Here is a 25056-nt window from a genome sequence, read left to right as displayed (position 1 = left end):
GGGTTCTTCCTCGTCCGCGGGCCGCCTGTGGCTTGGCGCGCGGTTCCCCGCGCCCCTTCAGGGCGCCCCTCAGCGGCCCAGTGCGAACCACAGTTCCATGCGGACATCGGGGTCGTCCAAGTCCGCCCCCAGCAGCGTCGCGCACCGGGCGATGCGCTGCCGGACCGTGTTGCGGTGCACCCCCAGGGCCGTTGCCGTGCGGTCCCAGCTGCCGTGCAGGGAGAGCCAGGTGCGCAGGGTCTCCGTGAGCGCCTGGCCGCCGCCGAGCGGGGCGAGCAGCACGCGCGCGTGGGCCGCGGCCTCGGCGGGCGCCACCAGCGCGGCGATGCCCGCCTCGCGGTGCCGGACGAGCGGCGCGCGGGTGGCCTCGGCGCGGCGCAGGGCGCGGTCCGCCTGCGCGTCGGCGGCGGGCAGGTCGCGGGGGGCGGCGGGGGCGGAGACGCCGAGGGTCCAGCCCGGCTGTCCGGTGAGCTCGCGGTCGGCGGGGAGCAGCAGCCGTACGAGGTCCTGCCCCGCGTCCGCGTCGACCAGGCCGCTGCCCAGCGCGGCGGCCAGCGCGGAGGCCGCGACCGAGTGGGCCACCGGTTCGTTTCCGGCCTCCCCGCGCGCGTGCACCACGGTCCACTCCTCGCCCCCTAGAAGGGGCGCGACATCGCCCACCGCCGAGCCCAGGAGCAGCCGCACGAGCGCCGCCGACCGCAGGGAGTCGGCGGCCCCCTGGTGCTTCCCGGTCAGGAGCGAGAGCAGCACGACGGCCACCCCGGTGATGGTGTGATCCCCCGGTTCGCGCTGCTCGGCGGCGACCCCGAGCGCGAACCCCTGCCCGCCGCCCAGCGCGTACGCGGCGAGGTGGGCGCCGCCCACGGAGTCGGTGGCGGAGGCGGGCGTCGGGCCGGGCCGCCCCGCCGGACGGACGACTTCGGAGAGGCCGCGCACCGCCTGCCGCGCGCCCGGCGCCGGATCGGCCCCCGCCGTGTGGAGCACCGCGCCGTCCGGTGCGTAGAGCACCGCCCAGCCGCTCAGGCGCGCCGCCAGCTGGCGAAGGACCGCGGGCACCGGGTCCGGGCGCGCGGCGGCCGTGGCGAGGCCCTGCTGGGCCTCCGTCACGCGGCGCAGCTCGGCGTGCCTGGCCTCGGCCACCAGCTGCCACACCGCGCGGGCGACCCCGCTGAACGTGGTGCGCGGCGGCACCTCCAGGAGCGGCAGGCCGTAGCGGTCGCAGGCCGTCACCAGGGCGCGCGGCACCGTGTCGTGCACCGGCGCGACGCCGAAGCCGAGGGCCGAGCCGCCCGCCTGGACGATCCGCGCCACGTAGTCGTCCAGGTAGACGCCCGCGCCCACCGGGTCGCTGATGTGCACGCCCGCCGTCAGCAGGAGCTCGCCGCCCAGGAGGTACGGGTACGGGTCCGCCATCTCCGAGGTGTGCACCCACTGGACGGCCGCCCCGCTCTCCGCGGCGTCCGGGCCCGCGATCTGGCGCAGGCCCAGGTCCTCCCGGGCAAGCAGTGCGGTGAGCGGGACCGGCGGCGTCGGGGGCGGCGCGGAGGGGGCTGACGGGGTGGCGGGGTCCGGCACGGTGGATGTTCCATCCATATCGATCACGGGAAGTGGATGAAACGTACACTTCAGCGTTGCTTTCCGGCCACCTAAGGTCGTGCCGACCCCAGGCCGCGGGTACGGGCGGATGTCCCCGCGGCTGGTTGCCACCCCCCACCACCCCCATCTGCACGACACGCCACCGAGGTGCGCGAAGGAGGGCCCCCTATGGCCGTCGACTACACAGTGATCGTCGTCTATCTCGCCGGCATGCTCGCGATGGGCTGGTGGGGCATGCGCCGCGCCAAGTCCAAGAGCGAGTTCCTGGTCGCCGGACGCCGCCTCGGACCGTGGATGTACTCCGGGACCATGGCCGCCATCGTCCTCGGCGGCGCGTCCACCATCGGCGGCGTCGGCCTCGGCTACCAGTACGGGCTCTCCGGCGCCTGGATGGTCTTCACCATCGGCCTCGGCCTGCTCGCGCTGAGCGTCTTCTTCTCGGCGCGCATCGCGCGCCTGAAGGTCTACACCGTCTCCGAGATGCTCGACCTGCGCTACGGCGGGCGCGCGGGCGTCATCTCCGGGGTCGTCATGTGGGCGTACACCCTGATGCTCGCGGTCACCTCGACCATCGCGTACGCCACCATCTTCGACGTCCTGTTCGACATGAACCGCACGATCGCGATCATCCTGGGCGGCTCGATCGTCGTCGCGTACTCCACGCTCGGCGGCATGTGGTCCATCACGCTCACCGACATGGTGCAGTTCGTGGTGAAGACCATCGGCGTGCTGCTCCTGCTGCTGCCCATCGCGGTCGTCAAGGCCGGCGGCTTCAGCGAGATGAAGGCCAAGCTGCCCACCGAGTACTTCGACCCGCTGGGCATCGGCGGCGAGACGATCTTCACGTACGTCCTGATCTATACGTTCGGCATGCTCATCGGGCAGGACATCTGGCAGCGCGTCTTCACCGCGCGCAGCGACAAGGTCGCCCGCTACGGCGGCACCGTCGCCGGTACCTACTGTCTGGTGTACGCCGTCGCGGGCGCCGTCATCGGCACCGCGGCCAAGGTCATGTACCCGAAGCTGCCCAGCGCGGACGCGGCCTTCGCGACCATCGTCAAGGACGAACTGCCCATGGGTGTACGAGGGCTGGTGCTCGCCGCGGCGCTCGCCGCCGTGATGTCCACCTCCTCCGGAGCGCTCATCGCCTGCGCGACCGTCGCCAACAACGACATCTGGTCGCGGCTGCGGGGCGCCGTCTCCCCGAAGGGGGAGGGCGAGGAGCACGACGAGGTGAAGGGCAACCGCCTCTTCATCCTGATCATGGGCATCGCGGTCGTCTGCATCGCCATCGCCCTCAACGACGTCGTCCAGGCGCTCACCGTCGCCTACAACCTGCTCGTCGCCGGGCTGCTCGTGCCGATCCTCGGCGGGCTGCTCTGGAAGCGCGGCACGGCGCCCGGTGCGCTCGCGGCCGTCGCCACCGGCGGGCTCTCGGTCATCGGGCTCATGTGGGGGTACGGAATCCTCGCCAACGAGCCCGTCTACTACGGCCTGCTGATCTCGCTCGCCGTGTACGTCGTCGTCTCCCTCGCCACCAAGCCGACCGACGCACAGGTCCTCGCGGCCTGGCGCGAGCGGCTCGCGGGCCGGGGGGCCGAAGAGGCGGAGCCGGAGACTCCGGTGCCCGCCTAGCCCTCTCGCGCGGCCCACTGCCGGTGGGCCGCGCGACACTTGTCCCAGCAGCAACGCAGCACTCGTAACCAGCAGGAGGAAACCGACCATGAGCAGCGCCGAGACCCCGACCCCCCGCGGCCCGGTCGATTCCTCCCGCGTTCCCCGGTACGCGGGCCCGGCGACCTACGCCCGGCTGCCCCGTCTCGACGAGGTGGGCGGCAAGACGGACATCGCCGTGGTCGGCGTGCCCTTCGACACCGGTGTCTCGTACCGCCCCGGCGCACGCTTCGGCGGCAACGCGATCCGCGAGGCCTCGCGCCTCCTGCGTCCGTACAACCCCGCGCAGGACGCATCCCCCTTCGCGCTCGCGCAGGTCGCGGACGCGGGCGACATAGCCGCCAACCCGTTCAACATCAACGAGGCGGTCGAGACGATCGAGGCCGCCGCGGACGACCTCCTCGGCTCCGGCGCCCGCATGATGACGCTCGGCGGCGACCACACCATCGCGCTGCCGCTGCTCCGCTCGGTCGCCAAGAAGCACGGCCCGGTCGCCCTGCTGCACTTCGACGCGCACCTGGACACCTGGGACACGTACTTCGGCGCGGAGTACACGCACGGCACGCCGTTCCGCCGGGCCGTCGAGGAGGGCATCCTCGACACCGAGGCGCTCAGCCACGTCGGCACGCGCGGCCCGCTGTACGGCAAGAAGGACCTCACCGACGACGAGAAGATGGGCTTCGGCATCGTCACCTCGGCGGACATCTACCGCCGCGGCGCCGACGAGGTCGCCGACCAGCTGCGCCAGCGCATCGGCGACCGCCCGCTGTACATCTCCATCGACATCGACTGCCTGGACCCGGCCCACGCGCCCGGCACCGGCACCCCGGAGGCGGGCGGCATGACGTCGCGCGAGCTCCTGGAGATCCTGCGGGGACTCTCCTCCTGCAACCTCGTCTCGGCGGACGTCGTCGAGGTCGCCCCCGCCTACGACCACGCGGAGATCACGGCCGTCGCCGCCTCGCACACCGCGTACGAGCTGACGACGATCATGTCCCGGCAGATCGCGGAGGCCCGCCGGACCACCGAGGGGAGCGCGGCCAAGTGACGCACGACCACGACGTAGTCCTGCGCCCCACGGACGCGCAGCAGGAAGCGGCCCTGAACCCGCCCGCCGGGCGCAACGGCGGCGACCTCGTCGTCGAGACCCTCCAGGGCCTCGGCGCGACGACGGTCTTCGGCCTGCCCGGCCAGCACGCGCTCGGCATGTTCGACGCGCTGCGCCGCTCTTCCCTGTCGTACGTCGGGCTTCGCGTCGAGAACAACACCGGCTTCGCGGCGGACGCGTACGGCCGGATCACCGGCGAGGTGGCCCCGCTGCTCCTGTCCACCGGACCCGGCGCGCTGACCTCGCTCGCCGCGCTCCAGGAGGCGGCGGCCGGCTCGTCGCCCGTGCTCGCGATCGGCAGCCAGATCCCGGTGGCGGGCCTCGGCGGCGGCCGGCACGGCTACCTCCACGAGCTGCGCGACCAGCAGGCATCCTTCCGCGACATCGTGAAGTCCGTCCACACGGTCCGCACGGCCTCGCAGATCCCCTCCGCGATCGCGGCGGCCTGGGAGTCGGCGCTCACCGCCCCGCACGGCCCGGTCTGGGTGGAGATCCCGCAGGACGTGCTGCTCGCGGAGACGACCCTGCCCGTCGTCACGGCCATGGACGCGACCCCGGACGAGGTCGTCCCGCGTCCCGAGCTGACCGCGGTGGCGGCCGACCTGCTGTCCCGGGCCGAGCGCCCGGCGATCATCGCGGGCGGCGGAGTCGTGCGCTCGGATGCCTCCGGAAAGCTCCTGGCCCTCGCCGAGCTGGTGAACGCCCCTGTCGTGACGACCTTCGGCGGCAAGGGCGCCTTCCCCTGGGAGCACCCGCTGTCGCTCCAGTCGTGGCTGGAGGACCGGTACACCACGGACTTCCTGGAGGACGCGGACGTCCTCCTGGTGGTCGGATCGGGCCTCGGCGAGCTCTCCTCGAACTACCACACGTTCAAGCCGCGCGGCCGGGTCGTGCAGATCGAGGCGGACGCCGGGAAGCTGGAGTCCAACCACCCGGCGCTCGGCATCCACGCGGACGCGCGCCTGGCGCTCTCCGCGCTCCTGGAGACGATCGACGCCCCGCGTGAGGACCCGTCGGCCCCCGAGCGGGTGCGGACGGTGCTCGCCAAGGTCAAGGACCGCATCGCCGCCCAGGAGCTCGACCTGGAGCAGCAGGTCCTGGCGTCGGTGCGCGAGGCCCTGCCGGACGCCTCGCCGTCCTTCTGGGACATGACGATCCTCGCGTACTGGGCCTGGTCCGCCTTCGACGCGCGGCGTCCGAACACGATGCACTCGGCGCAGGGCGCGGGCGGCCTGGGGTACGGCTTCCCGGCCGCCATCGGCGCCGCGGCGGCCGACCCGACCAGGCCGGTGCTCGCCGTGTCGGGCGACGGCGGCGCGATGTACTCCATCGCGGAACTGGCCTCGGCCAAGCAGCACGGCCTGCCGGTCACCTGGCTGATCGTGGACGACGGGGGGTACGGAATCCTCCGGGAGTACATGTCCGAGGCGTTCGGCGAACCCACCGCGACGGAGCTGGCCCGCCCCGACTTCGTGGCGCTCGCGGAGTCCTTCGGGGTGCCGGGCGTCCGTACGACCCCGGAGACCCTCCGCGACGACCTGGCGAAGGCGCTCGCGGAGCCCGGCCCCTCGGTGGTCGTGCTCCCGGCGGTGCTGCGCATGTTCGAGCCGACGCATATCTGACCCGACGCACATCTGAGCCGCCGCCGATCGCGGCGGAGTCCCGGCACCACCCGCTCTTCGCGGTGTGACGCCGGGACTCCGCCGCGTCCGGGCGCGAGGTGATCATTTGGCTACGGGTTCGTCACGGATCGGTCATCTGTTCCAAAGTCGTACAACCTCGCCCGGGGCCGGTGAGTCATGCGGGGTGAGTGCGCCGGGGGGCGCGCTCGTACGGGCCCCGAGGGGTTTGTACGAACCCAAGGGGATGGGGAAATTCCATGACGCACCCGGTATCCGGGATATCCAGGCGTGCCCGCGTGCTCTCGGCGAGTCTCGCCGCCGGAGTGCTCGTGCCGCTCGGCACCGCCGCGACCGCCACGCCCGCCGCCGCGGCGGCGGCGCCGCAGGTCGTCTGCACCTCCGCGCAGGCCGGCCTGGCCGCCAAGCTGACCAAGGACATCACGGCGGCGCTGAAGAACCGCAAGGGCACCGTCGCGGTCGGCCTGCACGACCGCACCACCAAGACCACCTGCACCCTGCGATCGACCACGTCGTTCGACTCGGCGAGCGTCGTCAAGACGACCGTCCTCGCGGCGCTGCTGTGGGACGCGAAGAAGACCGATCGGAAGCTGTCGGTGCGCGAGTCGGACCTCGCGTACGCCATGATCACCAGGTCGGACAACGCGGCGACCAGCAAGCTCTGGCGCCAGCTCGGCACGGGAAAGATCAACGGGTTCCTCCGGGCCGCCAAGATGACCAAGACGGTGCCGGGTTCCGGCGGCTACTGGGGCCTGACCCGGATCAACGCGGCCGACGAGCAGAAGCTCCTCGCCCTGATCACCGCCAAGAACTCCGTCCTGAGCGACAACGCGCGCGCCTACATCCTCAAGCTGATGGGCAAGGTCGTCTCCTCGCAGCGCTGGGGCACCCCGGCGGGCGCGCCGTCCGGCGTCAAGATCCACGTCAAGAACGGCTGGCTGCAGCGCTCGACCCACGGCTGGCGGGTGCACAGCATCGGCGCGTTCAAGGGCGGCGGCCACGACTACACGATCTCCGTGCTCACCCACGGCAACAGCTCCATGAACTACGGCGTCACCACCATCCAGGGCGTGGCCAAGGCCGTCCACAAGGACCTGACGCCCAGGACCGCCGCGTCCCAGCGCTACACGCCGACCGACACGCCGCGTGAGGCGTTCGTCGCGGTCCCCGGCAGCTGACCGGGTCCTAGGACCTCAGACCCCTCTTTGTTGCGGCGGGATGAAATCCGCATCCCGCCGCGTTGGGCCTCTCGGCAGGTCAGGTCGACGGGAGGCAGCACGTGACGGAGCAACGGGGCGGGGCCGAGCCGGAGAAATCCGGTGGGGCCGGGGCGGAGAAATCCGGCTGGGCGAAACGGCTGACCGGGTACGCGTGGCGGTACCCGAAGGACGTCGTGCTCGCCCTCGGGTCCTCGCTCGCGGGCATGGCCGTCATGGCGCTCGTACCGCTCATCACCAAGGTGATCATCGACGACGTCATCGGGGACAAGAGCCGGTCCATGGGCCCCTGGGTCGGCGCCCTCATCGGCGCGGCCCTCCTCGTCTACGTCTTCACCTACATCCGCCGCTACTACGGCGGACGCCTCGCCCTCGACGTCCAGCACGACCTGCGGACCGAGATGTACGGCACGATCACCAAGCTCGACGGGCGGCGGCAGGACGAGCTGTCCACCGGGCAGGTCGTCGGCCGCGCCACCAGCGACCTCCAGCTCATCCAGGGCCTGCTCTTCATGTTGCCGATGACCATCGGCAACATCCTCCTCTTCGTCATGTCCCTCGTGATCATGGCGTGGCTCTCCATCCCGCTGACCCTCGTCGCGCTGGCCGTCGCCCCCGCCCTCTGGTTCATCGCCAAGCGCAGCCGGGGCCGCCTGCACCCCTCCACCTGGTACGCGCAGGCCCAGGCCGCCGCCGTCGCCGGAGTCGTGGACGGCTCCGTCTCCGGCGTACGCGTCGTGAAGGGGTTCGGCCAGGAGGACCAGGAGACCGGGAAGCTCAGGGAGGTCGGGCGCAAGCTCTTCGCGGGGCGGATGCGCACCATCCGGCTGAACTCCAAGTACACGCCCGCCCTCCAGGCCGTGCCCGCGCTCGGCCAGGTCGCGATGCTCGCGCTCGGCGGCTGGCTCGCGGTGCGCGGGCAGATCACGCTCGGTACGTTCGTCGCCTTCTCCAGCTATCTCGCCCAGCTCGTCGGGCCCGTGCGCATGCTCGCCATGGTCCTCACCGTCGGCCAGCAGGCCCGCGCGGGCGCCGAGCGCGTCCTGGAGCTCATCGACACCGAGCCGACGCTGAAGGACGGCACCAAGGAACTGCCCGCCGACGCCCCGGCCACCGTCGAGTTCGACGACGTCTCCTTCGCGTACGAGGACAGCCGCCCCGTCCTTGACGGGCTCTCCTTCGAGATCCGGCCCGGCGAGACGCTCGCCGTCGTCGGCACCTCGGGCAGCGGCAAGTCCACCGTCTCGCTGCTGCTGCCCCGCTTCTACGACGTGACGCACGGCGCCGTCCTCGTCGGCGGCCACGACGTGCGCGAGCTGACGACCGACTCGCTGCGGGCCGCGATAGGGCTCGTGCCCGAGGACTCCTTCCTCTTCTCCGACACCGTCCGCGCCAACATCGCGTACGGAAAGCCCGACGCCACCCAGGAGGAGATCGAGACCGCGGCCCGCGCCGCCCAGGCCGACCGCTTCATCTCCGAACTGCCCGACGGGTACGACACCACCGTCGGCGAGCACGGCCTCACCCTCTCCGGCGGCCAGCGCCAGCGCGTCGCCCTCGCCCGCGCCATCCTCACCGATCCGCGCCTGCTCGTCCTCGACGACGCGACGTCGGCGGTGGACGCGCGCGTCGAGCACGAGATCCACGAGGCCCTGCGCGGCGTCATGGCGGGCCGCACGACCCTCCTCATCGCCCACCGCCGCTCCACCCTGAACCTCGCCGACCGCATCGCCGTGCTCGACGGCGGGAAGCTCGCCGCGATCGGCACGCACGAGGAGCTGACGGAGAACTCTCCCCTCTACCGGCGCCTGCTGACCGACCCGGACGAGCTCGGCGGCGTCTCGCCCGGCCGGACGGTCCCGGTCGAGCTCCCCGAGGACACCTCCCTGCGCGCCGAGCTCGACGCCGAGTTCGACGCCGAACGCGGCATCACCCCGCAGCTCTGGGTCGGCGACCGCGAGCCCAAGGACACCGCGATGTCCGGGATGCCCGCGACCCCCGAACTCCTCGCCCAGGTCGACGCGTTGCCCCCGGCCACCGACACCCCCGGCGTCGACGAGGCGCGCGCGGTCGCCACGGAGGAGTCCTACGGCCTGCGCCGTCTCCTCGCCGGATTCGGCAAGCCGCTGCTCCTGGCGCTGCTCCTGGTCGCCATCGACGCGGGCATGGGTCTGCTGCTTCCGGTGCTGATCCGGCACGGCATCGACGAGGGCGTATCGCAGCTCGCGCTCGGCGCCGTGTGGGCGGCATCCGGGCTCGCGCTGCTCGCCGTGCTCGTCCAGTGGACGGCGCAGATCGGCGAGACGCGGATGACCGGACGGACGGGCGAACGCGTCCTCTACTCGCTGCGCCTGAAGATCTTCGCCCAGCTCCAGCGGCTTGGACTCGACTACTACGAGCGGGAGTTGACCGGGCGCATCATGACCCGGATGACGACCGACGTGGACGCCCTGTCCACCTTCCTCCAGACGGGTCTGGTCACCGCCTTCGTCTCCGTCGTCACCTTCTTCGGCATCATGGTCGCGCTCGTCGTGATCGACGTGGAGCTCGCGCTCGTCGTCTTCGCGACGCTGCCGCCGCTGATCATCGGTACGTTCTTCTTCCGCCGCTCCAGCGTCAAGGCGTACGAGCTGGCGCGCGAGCGCGTCTCGGTGGTCAACGCCGATCTCCAGGAGTCGGTCGCCGGGCTGCGCATCGTGCAGGCCTTCCGGCGCGAGCGCTCGGGCGCAAGGAAGTTCGCGCAGGCCAGCGCCGACTACCGCAGCGCCCGCATCCGCGGGCAGTGGCTGATCTCCATCTACTTCCCGTTCGTTCAGCTGCTCTCGGCGGTCGCCGCGGCCGCGGTCCTGATGGTCGGCGCGGGGCGTGTGGAGGCGGGGACGCTGACCACCGGCGCCCTGGTCGCCTACCTCCTCTACATCGACCTGTTCTTCGCGCCGGTCCAGCAGCTCTCCCAGGTCTTCGACGGCTACCAGCAGGCCACCGTCTCGCTCGGCCGCATCCAGGAACTGCTCCAGGAGCCGACCTCGACGAAGGCCGCGGACGAGCCGCTCGACGTCCTGTCCCTGCGCGGAGAGATCGCCTTCGAGGACGTGGACTTCGCGTACGGCTCCGAGGACGAGCCCGAGGAGGCCCTCAGCGACGTGCGCCTGCGCATCCCCGCAGGCCAGACCGTCGCGTTCGTCGGCGAGACCGGCGCGGGCAAGTCGACGCTGGTCAAGCTCGTCGCCCGGTTCTACGACCCGACCGGCGGCCGGGTCACCGTCGACGGCACCGACCTGCGCTCCCTGGACCTCACCTCGTACCGCCACCGCCTCGGTGTCGTCCCGCAGGAGGCCTACCTCTTCGCGGGCACGGTGCGCGACGCGATCGCCTACGGGCGGCCCGACGCCACGGACGCCGAGGTGGAGGCCGCGGCCCGCGCGGTCGGCGCGCACGACATGATCGCCACCCTGGACGGCGGCTACCTCCACGAGGTCTCCGAGCGCGGCCGCAACCTCTCCGCGGGACAGCGCCAGCTGATCGCCCTGGCCCGCGCGGAGCTCGTCGACCCGGACATCCTGCTCCTGGACGAGGCCACCGCGGCCCTCGACCTCGCCACGGAGGCGCAGGTCAACCAGGCCACCGACCGCATCGCGGGCAAGCGCACCACGCTGGTGGTCGCCCACCGCCTGACCACGGCGGCCCGCGCGGACCGCGTGATCCTGATGGACCACGGCCGGGTCGCGGAGGACGGCACGCACGAGGAGCTGCTCGCGCTCGACGGACGGTACGCGCGGCTGTGGCGGACGTTCGTGGGGGAGGCCGAGCCGTCGACCGCGTAGCCGGGGGACGCCCGATGACCGGCCCGTCGAACGAATCCGGGCGGCGGCGCAACCGGCGGACGTACGGTCGGCGTCCGTACATCAGTACGCTGATGCGGAAGTGTCGGGAGGGAAACTGGTGAGCAGTGGTCGAATACGGCGGAGCCTCGCGCTCGGCGCCGTCGTCCTTGCGGCTGCCGTCCTGCTCGGTGTCGCGGGCGCCGGCGCGGCGCAGGCCCAGGCTTCGGCCGGACGCTGCGCCGGGCACAAGGTGCGCACGCTCTCCTTCAGCACGGGCAAGGTCGTCATCTACAAGAAGCGCAGCTATGTCTGCGCCGTCACGATCGCCAAGCGCCCCGGCGCCCGCAAGACGATGTCGGTCAGTGTCCAGGCCCGGGGCAACCGCCCGGCCAGGGACAAGGGCCGCTACACGCATCGCGCGGGCCCGGTGACGGTGCACGTGGGGCATCGGTGCGTGTGGGTGAAGGGGATGGTCGGCGGGGGGAGCGTCAGCTCGGGCTGGATCCTGTGCTGACCGTGCGTGCCGACTCAGGGTGCTGACTTGTGGGTCCGACTTGTGGGTCCGGCTGAGGGCAATGCCCTCTTTGTTCCGTACTGCGGCCTGATGTGACGCAAGAGCCCCTAGTGGTGAGCGAGTTGCTCCGATAAGTTCCGGCGGACGCAACCGTGAACCACTCAGGGGAGAGTGCATGCGCAAGGCGCTCAGATGGCTGCTGTCGCTCGTGGTGCTCATAGGCATAGGCACCGCGGGCACAGTGAGTGCGGCAGGGGCGGCCACCGCCGCCAAGCCGCAGGCCACCGACATCAAGGACCGGCTCCTCGCGATACCGGGCATGAGCCTGATCGAGGAGAAGCCGTACACCGGCTACCGCTACTTCGTCCTCAACTACACCCAGCCGATCGACCACCGGCACCCCTCCAAGGGCACCTTCAAGCAGCGCCTGACGGTGCTGCACAAGGACACCGCCCGCCCCACGGCCTTCTTCACCAGCGGCTACGGCGTCTCGACGAACCCCAGCCGCAGCGAGCCGACGCGGATCATCGACGGCAACCAGGTCTCCATGGAGTACCGCTTCTTCACGCCGTCCCGCCCCGAGCCGGCCGACTGGTCCAAGCTCGACATCTGGCAGGCCGCGAGCGACCAGCACCGCATCTTCAAGGCGCTGAAGCCGATCTACGACAAGAAGTGGGTGGCGACCGGCGGCTCGAAGGGCGGCATGACCGCCACGTACTACGAGCGCTTCTACCCGCGTGACATGGACGGCGTCGTCGCGTACGTCGCCCCGAACGACGTGGTGAACAAGGAGGACTCGCGCTACGACGAGTTCTTCGAGACGGTCGGCACCAAGGAGTGCCGCGCCAAGCTGGAGGCCGTGCAGCGCGAGGCGCTCGTGCGCCGCGAGCCGCTGGAGAAGAAGTACGCCGCGTTCGCCGAGGCGGGCGGCTACACCTTCAAGACGGTCGGCAACCTGGACAAGGCGTACGAGGCCGTCGTCCTCGACCTGGTGTGGGGCTTCTGGCAGTACCAGCCGGAGTCCGCGTGCGCGGACGTGCCGGACGCCAAGTCCGCGTCCGACCAGGTGATCTTCGACTACGTGGACGCGGTGGGCGGCTGGACCTCCTACACGGACCAGGGCCTCACCCCGTACACGCCGTACTACTACCAGGCCGGTACGCAGCTGGGCTCGCCCGACATCAAGCAGCCCTGGCTCGGCGACCTGAGCCGCTACGGCTACCAGCCGCCGCGGAACTTCGTGCCGCGTGAGATCCCGATGAAGTTCCAGTCCGGTGCCATGAAGGACGTGGACCGCTGGGTGCGGCACAACTCGCACCGGATGCTGTACGTCTACGGCGAGAACGACCCGTGGGGTGCGGAGCCCTTCCGTCCCGCCAGGGGCGCGAAGCACGACTCGCACGTCTTCACCGCCCCGGGCGCCAACCACGGAGCGAACGTGGCGGGCCTCGTCCCGGCGGAGAAGGCGAAGGCCACGGAGCGGATCCAGGCGTGGGCCGGGGTCTCCACCTCGGCGTCCCCGAAGCCGCTGGCCCCGTACGACGCGAAGCTCGACCGCAAGGACGAGCGGAAGCAGATGACCCTGCGTCCGTAGGGTCGTTGCCGTACGGCCGGACGGGCCGCATCCTCGGCCCGTCCGGCGTTCGCACGCCGCACCGCTCACACCCGCACCGCACACCCCACCGGCTTACCGCCCTCCAGCGACACGTACAGCTGCGTGGCGGCAGGACACAGGGCCCGCTCCGAGACGGCCGACGTCACCCGGTACTCGGGGGCCTTCGCGCCGGACCCGTCGCACGCGGTCTCCCGCACCTCCCCCTGCCTCGCGCTGTAGACGCAGTCCCCGACGACGGTCCGGGGCCCGCCGCCGCCCCCGGGGTCACCGGGATGCGGCTCCTCCAGGTTCCGCATGCAGGCGTAGCCGCGCGGCACCTCGCCGTTCCCGTCCTCGTCGCCCGCGGGCCGGTTCTCGCTGATGTGGAGCACGAAGTCCGTGCGGACGGGGCACGCGGGGCCCTCCGCGACCCTGCCGTCGTAGCGGGCGATGACCCGCGCCGCCGCCCGCTCGCTCGTGCACGGCACCTCCGTGAAGGTCTCGCGCCCCCGCGAACTGCACTCGTCCACGGCGAGGAAGACGGCCCCGTAACCGGACGACACCGACGAGGACGGCTTCCGGTCCGAGGAATCCGATCCGGGGGACGAGGACTTCTGGCAGCCGGTCACGCCGAGGAGCACGGCAAAAAGCACGGCAAGGAGCACCCCCGCACACCTCAAGCCCGGCATGGCATGCATGGCAAACCCCCCGATATGTGCACCCAGCGTGACCCGCTCGGGCGGGCGCACGCCAGGTGCGTGGGGTGCTTTGGGTCAGGTGGAGGCGGTGCGCGGGTGGGGCGACGTACGGATCAGTACGTCAGGCCGTGGCCGACCGGGTACAGCACCTGCCCCGGATCGTCCGCCCGCTGCACCGGCACGGGCAGCTTCCCCCGCGGCTCGACGCGCCCCGCGATCACCCGGACCGCGGCGCGCAGTTCGACGTCCGTCCAGCAGTAGGCGGCAAGGGAAGCGCCCACGGACGGCAACCGCGCCACGTCGTACGGATTGCGGATGGCCACCGCGACGACCGGAACCCCCGTCGCCACCAGCGCCTGCACCAGGGCGATCTGCGCGCTCCCGGCCCCCACGTTGTACGTGCCCACCAGCACCGCGTCCTTGCCCGCGGCGGCCGCCACCGCCTCGGCGATCTTCGCGGCGGAGGGGGCCGTGCCCGTCGGAAGCACCGTCGGCGAGAAGCCGACGGCCGTCAGTTCGCGCCCGAGCACGGTCGTCGGCGGACCCGTCGTCCCCGACGGCGACGCCGGGTCCGCGCCCACGACGAGCACCTCCCCGTGCGTACGCCGCGACAGCGGAAGCAGCCCGCCCGTGTTGCTGAGCAGCGTCGTCGTCTCCTCGGCGATCCGGTCCGCGGCGGCGAGATGCGCGCGCGTGCCGACCGTGCGGTCGACGCCGCGCGAGGTGACGTACGGGTCGGAGAACAGGTCGAGCTTCGCCTTCAGGCGCAGGATTCGCAGGATCGACTCGTCGAGCCGCGCCTCCGTCAACTCCCCGCCGCGCACCGCCCGGAGCACCGCGTTCCAGGCGATCTCCGGCTTCGGCGGGTTCAGGAGCTGGTCGACGCCCGCCTTCAGGGCGAGCACCGGCACCCGGTCGTCGCCGTACTTCGTGCGGACGCCCTGCATGCCGAGCGAGTCGGTCACCACGACGCCGTCGTAGCCGAGTTCCTCGCGCAGGATGCCGGTGAGGATGGGGCGCGAGAGCGTGGCCGGGTCCTCGGCCGGGTCCAGGGCGGGGACCACGATGTGCGCGGTCATGATCGAGTCGATGCCGGCGGCCACCGCGGCCCGGAACGGCGGCGCGTCCAGGGTCTCCCACTGCTCGCGGGTGTGGTGGATGTAGGGCAGGTGGGAGTGGCTGTCGTCCTTGGTGTCGCCGTGCCCGGGGAAGTGCTTGGACGTCGAGGCGATGTCCTCGCCCTGGTAGCCCTTGACCTGGGCGGCGACCAGTTCGGCGACCGCTTCGGGGTCCGAGCCGAAGGAGCGGACGGCGATGACGGGGTTGGCCGGATTGACGTTCACGTCGGCCACCGGGGCGTAGTTCTGCCGGATGCCGAGCGCGCGCAGCTCGGCGCCCGCGATCCGGGCCGCCTTGCGCGCGGTGGAGCGCGAGCCCGCGGCTCCCAGGGCCATCGCGCCGGGCAGGAGCGTGGCGGGCTTGCCGACGCGGGCCACGGCGCCGTGCTCCTGGTCGGTGGAGATGAGCAGCGGGATGCGGGCGGTGGGGGACTGCTCGGGGGCGTCCGGGGTGAGGGCCGCGCGCTGGATGCCGTTCGAGAGGGCGGCGATCTGGTGCGGGGCGCGGGTGTTGTGGGCCCAGCCGAAGTAGATGATGCCGCCGAGGTGGTACTTGGCGACCGCTTCCGCGGCGGTGCGGACGCCCAGTTCCTTGAGGTTGGCGTCGATGTCCGCCTGGTCGGGCTCGGTGGCGGAGTGGCCGTACACATGCATCACGAAGAGCTGGCCGACCTTCTCCTCGAGGCTCATGCGGGAGATGATCTCCCGCAGCTTCCGGTCGCGCCCGCGGTCGCCGCTGCCCGCGGCATGGGCGGCGGACGGCGCGGCGAGGGCCGTCGCAGCGACGGCCGTGGCGGTGAGCAGGGTGCGTCTGGAGGCGTTGCGGTGGGACATGTGCGCTCCTTCGGGGACGGAGGCCGGACCGGGAGCCGGGCTGGGGAAACCGGCTGAAGGAAACTTTCCGAGAGTCACGGATATCCCGAAGATTTCTGCCGGTCAAGGGAGTCGGCAGCCACTGTGGAGGAGAGGGGCCGTCACCGGCGCTGTTGGAGGGGGGCGCACCGGTGACGGCATGCTGCCGGCCGCGGGCGGCGGAGAGGGTGGTCAGCGTTCGCAGCCAGCAGCGATGCCGACACCGCCTCGCGGAGACTCACCCGGCAGCTGCCAGTTGGACGGTGGGGCGTGCGCGTGGGTTCCCGGCAGAGGGCCATTTTCGGAAAGTGGTACGAGTGGGGGAACTGAGGTTCAGGGAACGGCGATTCGCGCGGCCTCGGGCACCGCGTAGGGCCCCGCGTCGGGCCGCGCGCCGTCCCACTGCTCCTGCAGGGTGCGGACCGTCTCGGCGATCGCGGGGCGCCGCGACGCCCCGGCCCGCCACAGTGCGTACAGCCGCCGCACCGGCAGCGGGTCGAGCCCCACCGTGACCGCGCCGTCGGGGATCGGGCCGCGGCCCAGGCGGGGGATGAGCGCGATGCCGAGCCGGGCCGCGACCAGGGCGACGAGGGTGGGGTTCTCCTCCGCCGTGTGCGCGATGTCCGGCTCGCAGCCCGCCTCGCGCAGGGTGCGCACCAGCCACTCGTGGCAGACGAGCCCCGGCGGCTGGGTGATCCACCGCTCGCCCTTCAGCTCCTCGCGGCGCACGGAGACGCGCCCCGAGAGCCGGTGTCCCGCGGGCACCACGAGGTCGCAGTAGTCGTCGCCGATGACGGCCTGTTCGACGCCGGGCGGCGTGGGCAGCGGCGCGATGTCCCAGTCGTGCACGACCGCCATGTCCACCGCGCCCTTGGCCACCAGGTCCACGGAGAGATGCGGGTCGATCTCCGACATCCGGGCGTCGAGCGCGGGGTGCCGCGCGGCGAGATCCGCGAGGGCGCCGGGGAGCAGACCGCGCGCCGCCGATGCGAACGCGGCGATGGTCAGGCGCCCCGCGGGCAGCCCGCGCCGCTCCTCGAGCTCGGTCTCCGCGCGCTCCACGATCGCCATCAACTCCTGCGCCGTGGCGGCGAGATGACGCGCCTCCTCGGTGAGCGCGACGCCCCTGCCCTGCCGCTCCAGGAGGGTGGTGCGGGTCTCGCGCTCCAGCTTGGCTATCTGCTGGGAGACGGCGGAGGGGGTGTAGCCGAGCGCGGTGGCGGCGGCGCCGACGGTGCCGTGCACGGAGACGGCGTGCAGGGCGCGGAGCCGAGCGAGATCGAGCACGGGAAGCCCTCCCCATTGGGATGCGACGCCCTGCGGGCCCCGCCTGATCCGTAAGCGTTGCTACATCCCATCATGCAGAGATCCGCGCTGGTCCTACATGGTCGCGGCGGGTGATCCTCGACGCATGCGACCCGCTCATGTCCTCCTCGCTCTCCTCGTCACCGCCGTGTGGGGCGTCAATTTCGTCGTCATCGAGGTGGGCCTCGACCACTTCCCGCCGCTGCTCTTCTCCGCCCTGCGCTTCCTGGTGGCGGCGCTGCCCGCGGTGTTCTTCGTGGGGCCGCCGAAGGTCGCCTGGAAGTGGATCGTGGGGGTCGGACTCGTCCTGGGGGTCGCCAAGTTCGGCCTGCTGTTCATCGGCATGGACGCGGGGATGCCGGCGGGAACGTCCTCCCTCGTCCTCCAGATCCAGGCGGTGTTCACGGCCCTGTTCGCCTTCGTGGCCCTCGGTGAACGCCCCGGCGGCGTACGCCTGGCGGGGATGCTCATCGCGCTCGCGGGCATCGGCGTCGCGGCGGTCGACGAGGGGGAGGCCGGCCCGCTCACGGCCTTCGTGCTGCTGATCGGCGCCGCGGCCTGCTGGGGCGCGTCGAACGTCCTGACCCGCAAGGCGTCCCCGCCCGACTCCCTGAACTTCATGGTGTGGGTGAGCACGGTCCCGGTCCTGCCGCTGCTCGGGCTCTCGCTGCTCTTCGAGGGCCCGACGGCGGACCTCGCCGCCCTGCGCTCGCTGGACTGGCAGGGCGTGGGCATCATCGTCTACGTCGCGTGGATCACGACGGTCTTCGGCTTCGGCGCCTGGGGGTATCTGCTGCGCCGCCACCCCGCCTCGACCGTGGCGCCCTTCTCGCTCCTGGTCCCGGTGTTCGGGATGTCCGCCGCCGGTCTCGTCCTGGGCGAGTCGGTGAGCCCGCTCGGCTGGTGCGCGGCGGCGCTCCTGGTGGGCGGGGTGGGCCTGACGTCCCTGGCGGGGGCCGGGCGTGGCGGTTCCGGCGGGGTCAGGCGGGGCGGTTCAGGAGCCGTGACAGGAAGTCCCGTCCCGGGCCGAGGAGTTCGGGCAGCGGCGCCGCGTCCTCGTACCACCGCGCCTCGTACTCCCAGCACAGCCAGCCGTCCCGGTGCTCCCCGCTGAGCAGCGCGTCCACGCACGCGGCGAGCGGCAGGACGCCGTCGCCGAGCGCCAGCGGTGTCGTGTCGTCGGCCGACGCGATGTCCTTCACCTGTACGTAGCCGAGGTACGGGGAGAGCGCCGCGTGGCTCTCCACGGGGGACTCGCCGCCGAGCCAGGTGTGCATCACGTCCCACAGGGCGCCCGCGTGCCGGTGGCCGACCGCGCCGAGCACGCGAGTGGCCGCGGCGCCCGTGCGGTGCGAGTCGTGGGTCTCCAGGAGGATGCGTACGCCGAAGTCCGCGGCGATCTCGGCCGCGGTGCCGAGCCGCCGGGCCGCCGTCGCGTCGGCCTCGTCGGCGCTCTGCTCGGTGCCGCCGCCGGGGAAGACGCGGATGAAGGGGGCGCCCAGGTCGCGGGCGAGGGTGAGCAGGGAACGTATGTCGTCGAGGACGGGCCCGTCGTCGCCGGGCGCCGCCACGCGCGCGTACCCGGAGACCCCGAGGATCTCGATGCCCGCGGTCTTGAACTGGGCGGCGACGTCCGCCCGTTCGGTGAGGCCGATCCCCGGGTGGACCGGCTCCTCGGGATGCGCGCGCAGCTCGATGCCGTGGTAGCCGTGGGTGGTGGCGAGGTCCAGCACGTCGGCGACGGGGAGTCCGGGGACGCCGAGGGTGGAGAAGGCGAGTTTCATGACGCAGACCCTAGGTGCAGTTGCCAGTCCTGCCCCAGCAGGTCGACGCCGAACGAGCGGTGCGGCTTCTCGTCGACGAGGACGAAGCCGTGCCGCTGGTAGATGGTGCGGGCGGCGCCGAGGATGTCGTTGGTCCACAGGACCATCTCGCGATATCCGACACCGCGCGCGAACTCGACGCAGGCGCCGACCAGTTGATCCCCGATGCCGTGCCCCCGCGCGTCCGGCTCGACGAGCAGGAGCCGCAGCCGGGCGGTCCCCGGAGCGTCGTCGCGCACGCACATCACACACCCCACGGGCCGCCCGTCGAGCTCGGCGATCCATACCCGCTCCAGGTGCGGATCGTGATCCTCGGCGAAATCGGCGACGATGCGGGCGACGAGGCCTTCGTAGTCGATGTTGAACCCGAACTCGGCCGCGTACAGGGCGGCGTTGCGCTGCACGATCCACCCCAGATCACCGGGACCGGGCTCGCGGAGGAGAGGCCGCGAGGCGACCGCCCCGCCCTTCCGGTTGCTCAAGATCTCCCGCACGGTGCGCATCGCGGTGGCCAGGCGGGGCCGCTCGGCGGCGGGGACGTCCGAGAGCAGCGACCCGACGGCCTCGGTGGACCGCTCGTCCAGCAGCCCGGCGGTCTCCCGCCCCCGCGGGGTGAGCGTGATGCGCTGACGCCGCGGATCACGCTCGGACGGCGCGCGCTCGACGATCCCGGCCTTCTCCAGCTTGCCGAGCAGACGGCTCAAGTACCCCGCGTCCAGACAGAGTTCGGAGCGCAGATCGGCCGCGTCGAGATGGCTGGCGTGATTGAGCTCGTACAGGACCCGGGCCTCGGTGAGGGTGTACGGGACGTAGAGCTGACGGCTGTAGTCGAGGGCGCCGATGAGGTTGGTGTAGAAGCGGTTGAAGGCGCGGATCTCTTGGATGGGCGTATCGGAGGCGTGCGGCATCACGGATCACTCCAGGGGGCATCGAGGCGAATCACCCTTGACTGAGTCAACGGTACGCCGGGCCGTCCATGACCGCCATGCCCTGTCGCGCGGGATGCGCGGGCTCAGTCCAGGTCCCCGGCCTTGGGGAAGCCGTCGGTCGTGATGGTGATGTCGCGCCCTTGGAGAGGCAGGGTCAGATCCTGGCCGAAGGGGATCTTGGCCGCGTCCTCGTAGTTCCCGGTCCTGGTCGGGCCGCGGTGGACGGTGCAGACGCCGTCCTCGGGATCGATGACCACGTAGAGCGGGATGCCGCATTCCGCGTAGAGGTGGAACTTCTTGGCGAAGTCGTTGTCCCGGCTGCTCCGCGAGACGACCTCAAGGACCGCCTCCAGGCTGTGCCACTCGTAGCGGCCACGGCTGTTGCGTTCTGCTCCGGGGGCGACGATCGCCAGGGCAGGTGCGTACCCGTACTGACTGGACGGAAAGTCGATCATGACGTCCGAGAGGATGTCACCGTGTGCGGCGAGCTGCTGCTCGATCTGGGGAGCCGCCCTCAGGATGACTTTCCACTGGTACTCACCTTGCGGCGTCATGATGATCTTCCCCTCCGTGATCTCGACGCGGTAGCCGCGGGGAAGGTTGACGCCGTCCAGTACGTCCCAGGCGCTGGGTGCATCCATGACCATGACTGCCATATGAGCCTCCTTTTCCCGAGGACGTCAACGACATCGAGGCCTCACCGACACGGCGGCGCCGTCGACCCCCGGACCATCAGTTCCGCGCCGATCGTCGCCACGCCGCCGGGGGGTGCCTCCTCCGCGCCCGTGGCCAGGCGGCCCGCGCGGGCGCCCGCCTCGTACAGCGGCAGGCGTACGGTCGTCAGGGCGGGGACCGCGTCCACCGAGAACGGCAGGTCGTCGAAGCCCGCCACCGAGATGTCCTCGGGGATGCGCAGGCCGCGCTCGCGCAGGGCGGCGGACGCGCCCAGGGCGACCGTGTCGTTGGCGGCCACGATGGCGGTCAGGTCCGGGGCGCGGCGCAGGAGTTCGAGGGTTGCCTCGTAGCCGGACCGGCGGGTGTAGGGGCCGTGCACGGTCAGTTCGTCCTGGTCGCCGTTGCCCGCGTTGCCCGCGCCGGACGCCGCGAGCGCGTCCCGGTGGCCTTCGAGCCGGTGCCGGGTCGTCGTGCGCTCCATCGGCCCCGCCACGTACCCGATCCTGCGGTGCCCGAGCGTCAGCAGATGCTCCGTGAGCCGCCGCCCGCCGTTGCGGTTGTCGAAGGTGAGCGTGGCCACCGCCGCGTCCGAGTCCTCCAGCGGGGGCCGCCCGCAGAGCACGATCCGGGTTCCCGCGTCCGCGAGCCGGGCCAGCTTCGCGGACATCGCGGCGGCGTGCGCGGGGTCCTCCAGGGCGCCGCCGGTCAGGACGACCGCGGCGGCGCGCTGGCGCTGGAGCAGGGTCAGATAGGTGAGCTCGCGCTCCGGGGAGCCGCCCGTGTTGCAGACCACGGCCATCCGCTCGCCCCCGGCGCGCCCGCCGGGGCCGCCGATCTCGGACTGGACGGCGCCCGCCATGATCCCGAAGAAGGGGTCGGCGATGTCGTTCACCAGGATGCCGACCAGATCGGACGTGGCCGCGGCGAGCGAGCTCGCGGGCCCGTTGAGGACGTAGTCGAGGTCGTCCACGGCCCGCAGGACGCGCTCCCGGGTGGCCGCCGCCACGGGGTAGTTGCCGTTCAGTACGCGGGAGACGGTGGCGGGGGAGACCTGGGCGCGTGCCGCCACGTCCGCCAGGGTCACGGTCATCTCGTCGTCCTCCGGTCACGGCTCTGGTCCGAAACCCTTGTCCGAACCTTGTGCGGCAGGCTAGCTTCTTCTTGGATAGAAAGCGCTTGCTATACGCTTACCTGCGTACGGAGGGACCCCTGTGACTCGCAAGACGGTGCGCATCGCCATGAACGGTGTGACGGGACGGATGGGCTACCGCCAGCACCTCGTCCGCTCGCTCCTCGCCCTGCGCGAGCAGGGCGGACTGCCCCTGGGCGACGCCGACGGCACGGTGCTGTGGCCCGAGCCGGTCCTGGTGGGCCGCAGAGAGCGCGCACTGCGCGAGATCGCGGAGCGCCACGGACTTGACGCCGGATCGAGCGTCTCGACCGACCTGGACGCGGTCCTCGCCGACCCCACCATCGACATCTACTTCGACGCGCAGGTCACGTCCGCGCGCGAGGAGGCCATCAAGAAGGCCATCGCGGCGGGCAAGCACATCTACACGGAGAAGCCGTCCGCCACCGGCCTCGCCGGAGCCCTGGAACTGGCCCGCCTCGCCCAGGCCGCCGGCATCAAGCACGGCGTGGTCCAGGACAAGCTCTTTCTACCGGGACTGCTCAAGCTCAAGCGCCTCATCGACGGCGGCTTCTTCGGCCAGATCCTGTCCGTCCGGGGCGAGTTCGGCTACTGGGTCTTCGAGGGAGACTGGCAGAGCGCCCAGCGCCCCTCCTGGAACTACCGCTCGGAGGACGGCGGCGGCATCGTCGTCGACATGTTCCCGCACTGGGAGTACGTCCTGCACGAGCTGTTCGGCCGCGTACGCAGCGTCCAGGCGCTTGCCGCGACGCACGTACCGCAGCGCTGGGACGAGCAGGACAAGCCCTACGACGCGACGGCGGACGACGCCGCGTACGGCATCTTCGAGCTGGAGGGCGGCGCGATCGCCCAGATCAACTCCTCCTGGACGGTCCGCGTGAACCGCGACGAGCTGGTCGAGTTCCAGGTGGACGGCACGGAGGGCTCGGCGGTGGCAGGGCTGCGCAACTGCCGCGTACAGCACCGCAGTTCCACCCCCAAGCCGGTCTGGAACCCGGACCTGCCCGTCACCCACTCCTTCCGGGACCAGTGGCAGGAGATCCCCGACAACCAGGAGTTCGACAACGGCTTCAAGGCGCAGTGGGAGCTGTTCCTGCGGCACGTGTACGCGGACGCGCCCTACCACTGGGACCTGCACGCGGGCGCGCGCGGCGTGCAGCTCGCGGAGCTGGGCCTGAAGTCCTCGGCGGAGGGCCGCCGCATCGAGGTTCCGGAGATCGCCCAGTGACGCTCAAGCTGCCGTGCGAGGACGGAACGACGCGCACGTACGAACCCCGGGAGAACCCGGCCCAGCCGGCGCCCGGGAGCTCCCCCCTCACCTCCCGCACGGTCTTCTCGGCGGCGCACGTGGTGGCGGACCCCCGCGCCGACGTCTCCCCGGACTCACCGGCGGCCGTCGACTGGGACGCGACCCTCGCCTTCCGCCGCCACCTGTGGGCGCAGGGCCTGGGCGTGGCCGAGGCGATGGACACGGCGCAACGCGGGATGGGCCTGGACTGGAAGGGCGCGGCGGAACTGATCACGCGCTCGGCGGCGGAGGCGAAGTCGGTGGGCGGCGCGATCGCCTGCGGCGCGGGGACGGACCAACTCACCGGCCCGGCCGACCTGTTGACGGTCAGATCGGCGTACGAGGAACAGCTGACCCTGGTCGAGTCGACCGGCGCACAGGTGATCCTGATGGCGTCCAGGGCGCTCGCCGCGGCGGCGAAGGGCCCGGACGACTACCTGGAGACGTACGGCCACCTCCTGCGCCAGGCGAGCGAGCCGGTGATCCTGCACTGGCTCGGCCCGATGTTCGACCCGGCGCTCACCGGCTACTGGGGGAGCGCGGACCTGGACGCGGCGACCGACACCTTCCTGGAGGTCATCGCCGCGCACCCGGACAAGGTCGACGGCATCAAGATCTCCCTCCTGGACCCGGGCCGCGAGATCGCCCTGCGCCGCCGCCTGCCGGACGGCGTCCGCTGCTACACGGGCGACGACTTCAACTACCCCGAGCTGATCGCGGGCGACGACCAGGGCTTCAGCCACGCCCTGCTCGGCATCTTCGACCCGCTGGCTCCGCTGGCGGCGCAGGCGGTGCGCCGCCTCGACACGGGGGACACGGAGGCGTTCCGCGCCTGCCTCGACCCCACGGTCGAACTGTCCCGCCACCTCTTCCAGCCGCCCACCCGCTTCTACAAGACGGGCGTGGTGTTCCTGGCCTGGCTGGCGGGCCACCAGACCCACTTCACGATGGTGGGCGGCCTTCAGTCGGCGCGTTCGCTGCCGCACTTGGCGCGCGCGTACGAACTGGCGGACGGCCTGGGCCTGTTCCCGGACCCGCGCCTGGCGGAGTCCCGCATGAAAACTCTTCTCACCCTGTACGGAGTGCGGCAATGAGCGAGGGCGAGGGCTTGGCACGCTTCTCCATCAACCAGATGACGGTGAAGCAACTGTCGCTGCCGGAACTGGCGGCGTCCTGCACGGACTTGGGCATTCCGGGGGTGGGCCTATGGCGAGAGCCGGTCCAGTCCTACGGGCTGGAGGCGACCGCCAAGCTGATGCGGGACGCGGGCCTGACGGTCACGACCCTGTGCCGGGGAGGCTTCCTGACGGCGATCGACCCGCACGCGCGCGTGCGGGCGATCGACGACAACAAGGCGGCGATCGACGAGGCGGCGACGCTGGGTACGGACACGCTGGTGCTGGTCTCGGGCGGGTTGCCCGAGGGCAGCAAGGATCTGCGGGGCGCGCGCTCGCGCATCGCCGAGGCGCTGGCCGAGCTCGCTCCCTACGCGGCAGCGCGGGGGATCCGCCTGGCCATCGAACCCCTCCACCCCATGTTCGCGTCGGACCGCTGCGTGGTCTCCACGCTGGCCCAGGCCCTCGACCTGGCGGAGGGCTTTCCGGCGGCGGAGGTCGGGGTGTGCGTGGACACGTACCACGTGTGGTGGGACGACCAGGCGCCCGCGCAGATTGCCCGCGCGGGTCGGGGTGGACGCCTGCACGCGTTCCAACTGGCCGACTGGATCACGCCGTTGCCGCAGGGCGTACTGAACGGGCGTGGGCAGCTGGGCGACGGCGCGATCGACCTGCGGTCGTGGCGGTCCTTGGTCGAGGAGGCGGGCTACGGGGGCCCCATCGAGGTTGAACTCTTCAACGAGGAGCTGTGGTCGAGGGACGGCCGACAACTCCTGTCGGAAACCTCAACAAACTACCTGCACCACGCTTGCTAGCCGGGGGGCTCCGCAGCCCTCCTTCCCCACCCACCCACCCGAATCCCCGCATCCAACTTTGAACGAACAAGCCTCCCCACCCACCCGCCCGAAACCCCGCATCCGCCCTTGAACGAACAAG

18 protein-coding genes and 1 pseudogene are annotated in these 25056 nt (G+C 71.8%); 11 read left to right on the top strand and 8 right to left on the bottom strand.

Annotated elements, in window-relative coordinates; translation table 11 throughout:
* Positions 1 to 69: 69 nt before the first annotated feature.
* Complete coding sequence (locus ACZ6ZP_RS05420) at positions 70 to 1593, bottom strand: PucR family transcriptional regulator (RefSeq protein WP_469405606.1); 1524 nt, start codon at positions 1591 to 1593, stop codon at positions 70 to 72.
* Between the two features lie 171 nt (positions 1594 to 1764).
* Here ACZ6ZP_RS05420 and ACZ6ZP_RS05415 point away from each other — a divergent pair, with 171 nt between their 5' ends.
* The 7 genes from ACZ6ZP_RS05415 to ACZ6ZP_RS05385 all read left to right on the top strand — a co-directional run bounded on the left by ACZ6ZP_RS05415 (position 1765) and on the right by ACZ6ZP_RS05385 (position 13167).
* Positions 1765 to 3231: a sodium:solute symporter family protein gene (locus ACZ6ZP_RS05415; RefSeq protein ID WP_351164634.1), complete on the top strand. Its 1467-nt coding sequence runs from the start codon at positions 1765 to 1767 to the stop codon at positions 3229 to 3231.
* Between the two features lie 88 nt (positions 3232 to 3319).
* Positions 3320 to 4318 (top strand): agmatinase, encoded by a 999-nt coding sequence (speB, locus tag ACZ6ZP_RS05410; RefSeq protein WP_351164633.1) that lies wholly within the window; start codon positions 3320 to 3322, stop codon positions 4316 to 4318.
* Positions 4315 to 6000, top strand: a complete 1686-nt coding sequence (locus ACZ6ZP_RS05405; protein WP_361474143.1) for a thiamine pyrophosphate-binding protein — start codon at positions 4315 to 4317, stop codon at positions 5998 to 6000. The genes speB and ACZ6ZP_RS05405 overlap by 4 nt, the downstream gene beginning before the upstream one ends.
* 257 nt (positions 6001 to 6257) lie before the next feature.
* Positions 6258 to 7196, top strand: coding sequence for a serine hydrolase (locus ACZ6ZP_RS05400; RefSeq protein ID WP_469405604.1), 939 nt, complete (start codon positions 6258 to 6260; stop codon positions 7194 to 7196).
* 101 nt (positions 7197 to 7297) lie between these two features.
* A complete protein-coding gene (locus ACZ6ZP_RS05395; RefSeq protein WP_468613531.1) occupies positions 7298 to 11059 on the top strand; it encodes an ABC transporter ATP-binding protein in 3762 nt (1253 codons plus the stop codon).
* A gap of 118 nt (positions 11060 to 11177) precedes the next feature.
* On the top strand, positions 11178 to 11573 hold the full coding sequence (locus ACZ6ZP_RS05390) for a hypothetical protein (protein WP_351164623.1): 396 nt from the start codon (positions 11178 to 11180) through the stop codon (positions 11571 to 11573).
* 175 nt (positions 11574 to 11748) lie between these two features.
* A complete protein-coding gene (locus tag ACZ6ZP_RS05385; protein WP_351164622.1) occupies positions 11749 to 13167 on the top strand; it encodes a S28 family serine protease in 1419 nt (472 codons plus the stop codon).
* 65 nt (positions 13168 to 13232) lie between these two features.
* On the opposite strand, the gene ACZ6ZP_RS05380 is transcribed toward ACZ6ZP_RS05385, so the two are convergent.
* The 3 genes from ACZ6ZP_RS05380 to ACZ6ZP_RS05370 form a co-directional block, all read right to left on the bottom strand.
* Positions 13233 to 13865, bottom strand: a complete 633-nt coding sequence (locus tag ACZ6ZP_RS05380; protein ID WP_351164621.1) for a hypothetical protein — start codon at positions 13863 to 13865, stop codon at positions 13233 to 13235.
* 113 nt (positions 13866 to 13978) lie between these two features.
* Positions 13979 to 15817, bottom strand: coding sequence for a glycoside hydrolase family 3 protein (locus ACZ6ZP_RS05375; protein ID WP_351164620.1), 1839 nt, complete (start codon positions 15815 to 15817; stop codon positions 13979 to 13981).
* 351 nt (positions 15818 to 16168) lie between these two features.
* Entirely contained in the window at positions 16169 to 17122 is a 954-nt protein-coding gene (locus ACZ6ZP_RS05370; protein ID WP_469405600.1) for a LysR family transcriptional regulator, read from the bottom strand.
* Positions 17123 to 17246: 124 nt separating this feature from the next.
* Between ACZ6ZP_RS05370 and ACZ6ZP_RS05365 the strand changes: the two genes are divergently transcribed.
* Complete coding sequence (locus tag ACZ6ZP_RS05365) at positions 17247 to 18254, top strand: EamA family transporter (RefSeq protein ID WP_361474160.1); 1008 nt, start codon at positions 17247 to 17249, stop codon at positions 18252 to 18254.
* Here the strand turns inward: ACZ6ZP_RS05365 and ACZ6ZP_RS05360 are convergent.
* From ACZ6ZP_RS05360 to ACZ6ZP_RS05345, 4 genes and pseudogenes are all read right to left on the bottom strand, one after another.
* A pseudogene (locus ACZ6ZP_RS05360) lies at positions 18208 to 18924 on the bottom strand (sugar phosphate isomerase/epimerase family protein); the annotation flags it as partial. The gene ACZ6ZP_RS05365 and the pseudogene ACZ6ZP_RS05360 sit on opposite strands and share 47 nt — an antisense overlap.
* Positions 18921 to 19871, bottom strand: coding sequence for a bifunctional helix-turn-helix transcriptional regulator/GNAT family N-acetyltransferase (locus ACZ6ZP_RS05355; protein WP_351164617.1), 951 nt, complete (start codon positions 19869 to 19871; stop codon positions 18921 to 18923). The pseudogene ACZ6ZP_RS05360 and the gene ACZ6ZP_RS05355, both read right to left, overlap by 4 nt.
* 104 nt (positions 19872 to 19975) lie before the next feature.
* The gene (locus ACZ6ZP_RS05350) at positions 19976 to 20548 is read right to left on the bottom strand and encodes a Uma2 family endonuclease (RefSeq protein ID WP_399977211.1); all 573 of its coding nucleotides are present in this window, start codon (positions 20546 to 20548) and stop codon (positions 19976 to 19978) included.
* A gap of 41 nt (positions 20549 to 20589) precedes the next feature.
* Entirely contained in the window at positions 20590 to 21657 is a 1068-nt protein-coding gene (locus ACZ6ZP_RS05345; RefSeq protein ID WP_351164614.1) for a LacI family DNA-binding transcriptional regulator, read from the bottom strand.
* A gap of 121 nt (positions 21658 to 21778) precedes the next feature.
* Here ACZ6ZP_RS05345 and ACZ6ZP_RS05340 point away from each other — a divergent pair, with 121 nt between their 5' ends.
* Genes ACZ6ZP_RS05340 through ACZ6ZP_RS05330 form a run of 3 tightly spaced genes read left to right on the top strand, consistent with a single transcriptional unit; the run spans position 21779 to position 24935 of the window.
* Positions 21779 to 22945, top strand: coding sequence for a Gfo/Idh/MocA family protein (locus ACZ6ZP_RS05340; RefSeq protein WP_351164613.1), 1167 nt, complete (start codon positions 21779 to 21781; stop codon positions 22943 to 22945).
* Positions 22942 to 24099 (top strand): dihydrodipicolinate synthase family protein, encoded by a 1158-nt coding sequence (locus tag ACZ6ZP_RS05335; protein ID WP_383822567.1) that lies wholly within the window; start codon positions 22942 to 22944, stop codon positions 24097 to 24099. Before ACZ6ZP_RS05340 ends, ACZ6ZP_RS05335 begins: the two co-directional genes overlap by 4 nt.
* Positions 24096 to 24935 carry a sugar phosphate isomerase/epimerase family protein gene (locus ACZ6ZP_RS05330; protein WP_469405596.1) on the top strand — a complete coding sequence of 280 codons (840 nt, stop codon included), beginning with the start codon at positions 24096 to 24098 and terminating at the stop codon, positions 24933 to 24935. The genes ACZ6ZP_RS05335 and ACZ6ZP_RS05330 overlap by 4 nt, the downstream gene beginning before the upstream one ends.
* Positions 24936 to 25056: the final 121 nt, after the last annotated feature.

The organism is Streptomyces sp. NPDC054047, assembly GCF_055585065.1.
The sequence above is the reverse complement of the archived record's forward strand: the minus strand, read 5'-3'. Positions and strand labels throughout refer to the sequence as shown.

Excerpts from the sequence above, each read along its gene's own strand:
- ACZ6ZP_RS05350 (WP_399977211.1), bottom strand. The coding sequence starts at position 20,548 with ATGGCAGTCATGGTCATGGATGCACCCAGCGCCTGGGACGTACTGGAC.
- ACZ6ZP_RS05365 (WP_361474160.1), top strand. The coding sequence starts at position 17,247 with ATGCGACCCGCTCATGTCCTCCTCGCTCTCCTCGTCACCGCCGTGTGG.
- ACZ6ZP_RS05385 (WP_351164622.1), top strand. The coding sequence starts at position 11,749 with ATGCGCAAGGCGCTCAGATGGCTGCTGTCGCTCGTGGTGCTCATAGGC.
- ACZ6ZP_RS05330 (WP_469405596.1), top strand. The coding sequence starts at position 24,096 with ATGAGCGAGGGCGAGGGCTTGGCACGCTTCTCCATCAACCAGATGACG.
- ACZ6ZP_RS05345 (WP_351164614.1), bottom strand. The coding sequence starts at position 21,657 with ATGACCGTGACCCTGGCGGACGTGGCGGCACGCGCCCAGGTCTCCCCC.
- ACZ6ZP_RS05400 (WP_469405604.1), top strand. The coding sequence starts at position 6,258 with ATGACGCACCCGGTATCCGGGATATCCAGGCGTGCCCGCGTGCTCTCG.
- ACZ6ZP_RS05415 (WP_351164634.1), top strand. The coding sequence starts at position 1,765 with ATGGCCGTCGACTACACAGTGATCGTCGTCTATCTCGCCGGCATGCTC.
- ACZ6ZP_RS05380 (WP_351164621.1), bottom strand. The coding sequence starts at position 13,865 with ATGCATGCCATGCCGGGCTTGAGGTGTGCGGGGGTGCTCCTTGCCGTG.
- ACZ6ZP_RS05375 (WP_351164620.1), bottom strand. The coding sequence starts at position 15,817 with ATGTCCCACCGCAACGCCTCCAGACGCACCCTGCTCACCGCCACGGCC.
- speB (WP_351164633.1), top strand. The coding sequence starts at position 3,320 with ATGAGCAGCGCCGAGACCCCGACCCCCCGCGGCCCGGTCGATTCCTCC.
- ACZ6ZP_RS05355 (WP_351164617.1), bottom strand. The coding sequence starts at position 19,871 with ATGCCGCACGCCTCCGATACGCCCATCCAAGAGATCCGCGCCTTCAAC.
- ACZ6ZP_RS05420 (WP_469405606.1), bottom strand. The coding sequence starts at position 1,593 with ATGGATGGAACATCCACCGTGCCGGACCCCGCCACCCCGTCAGCCCCC.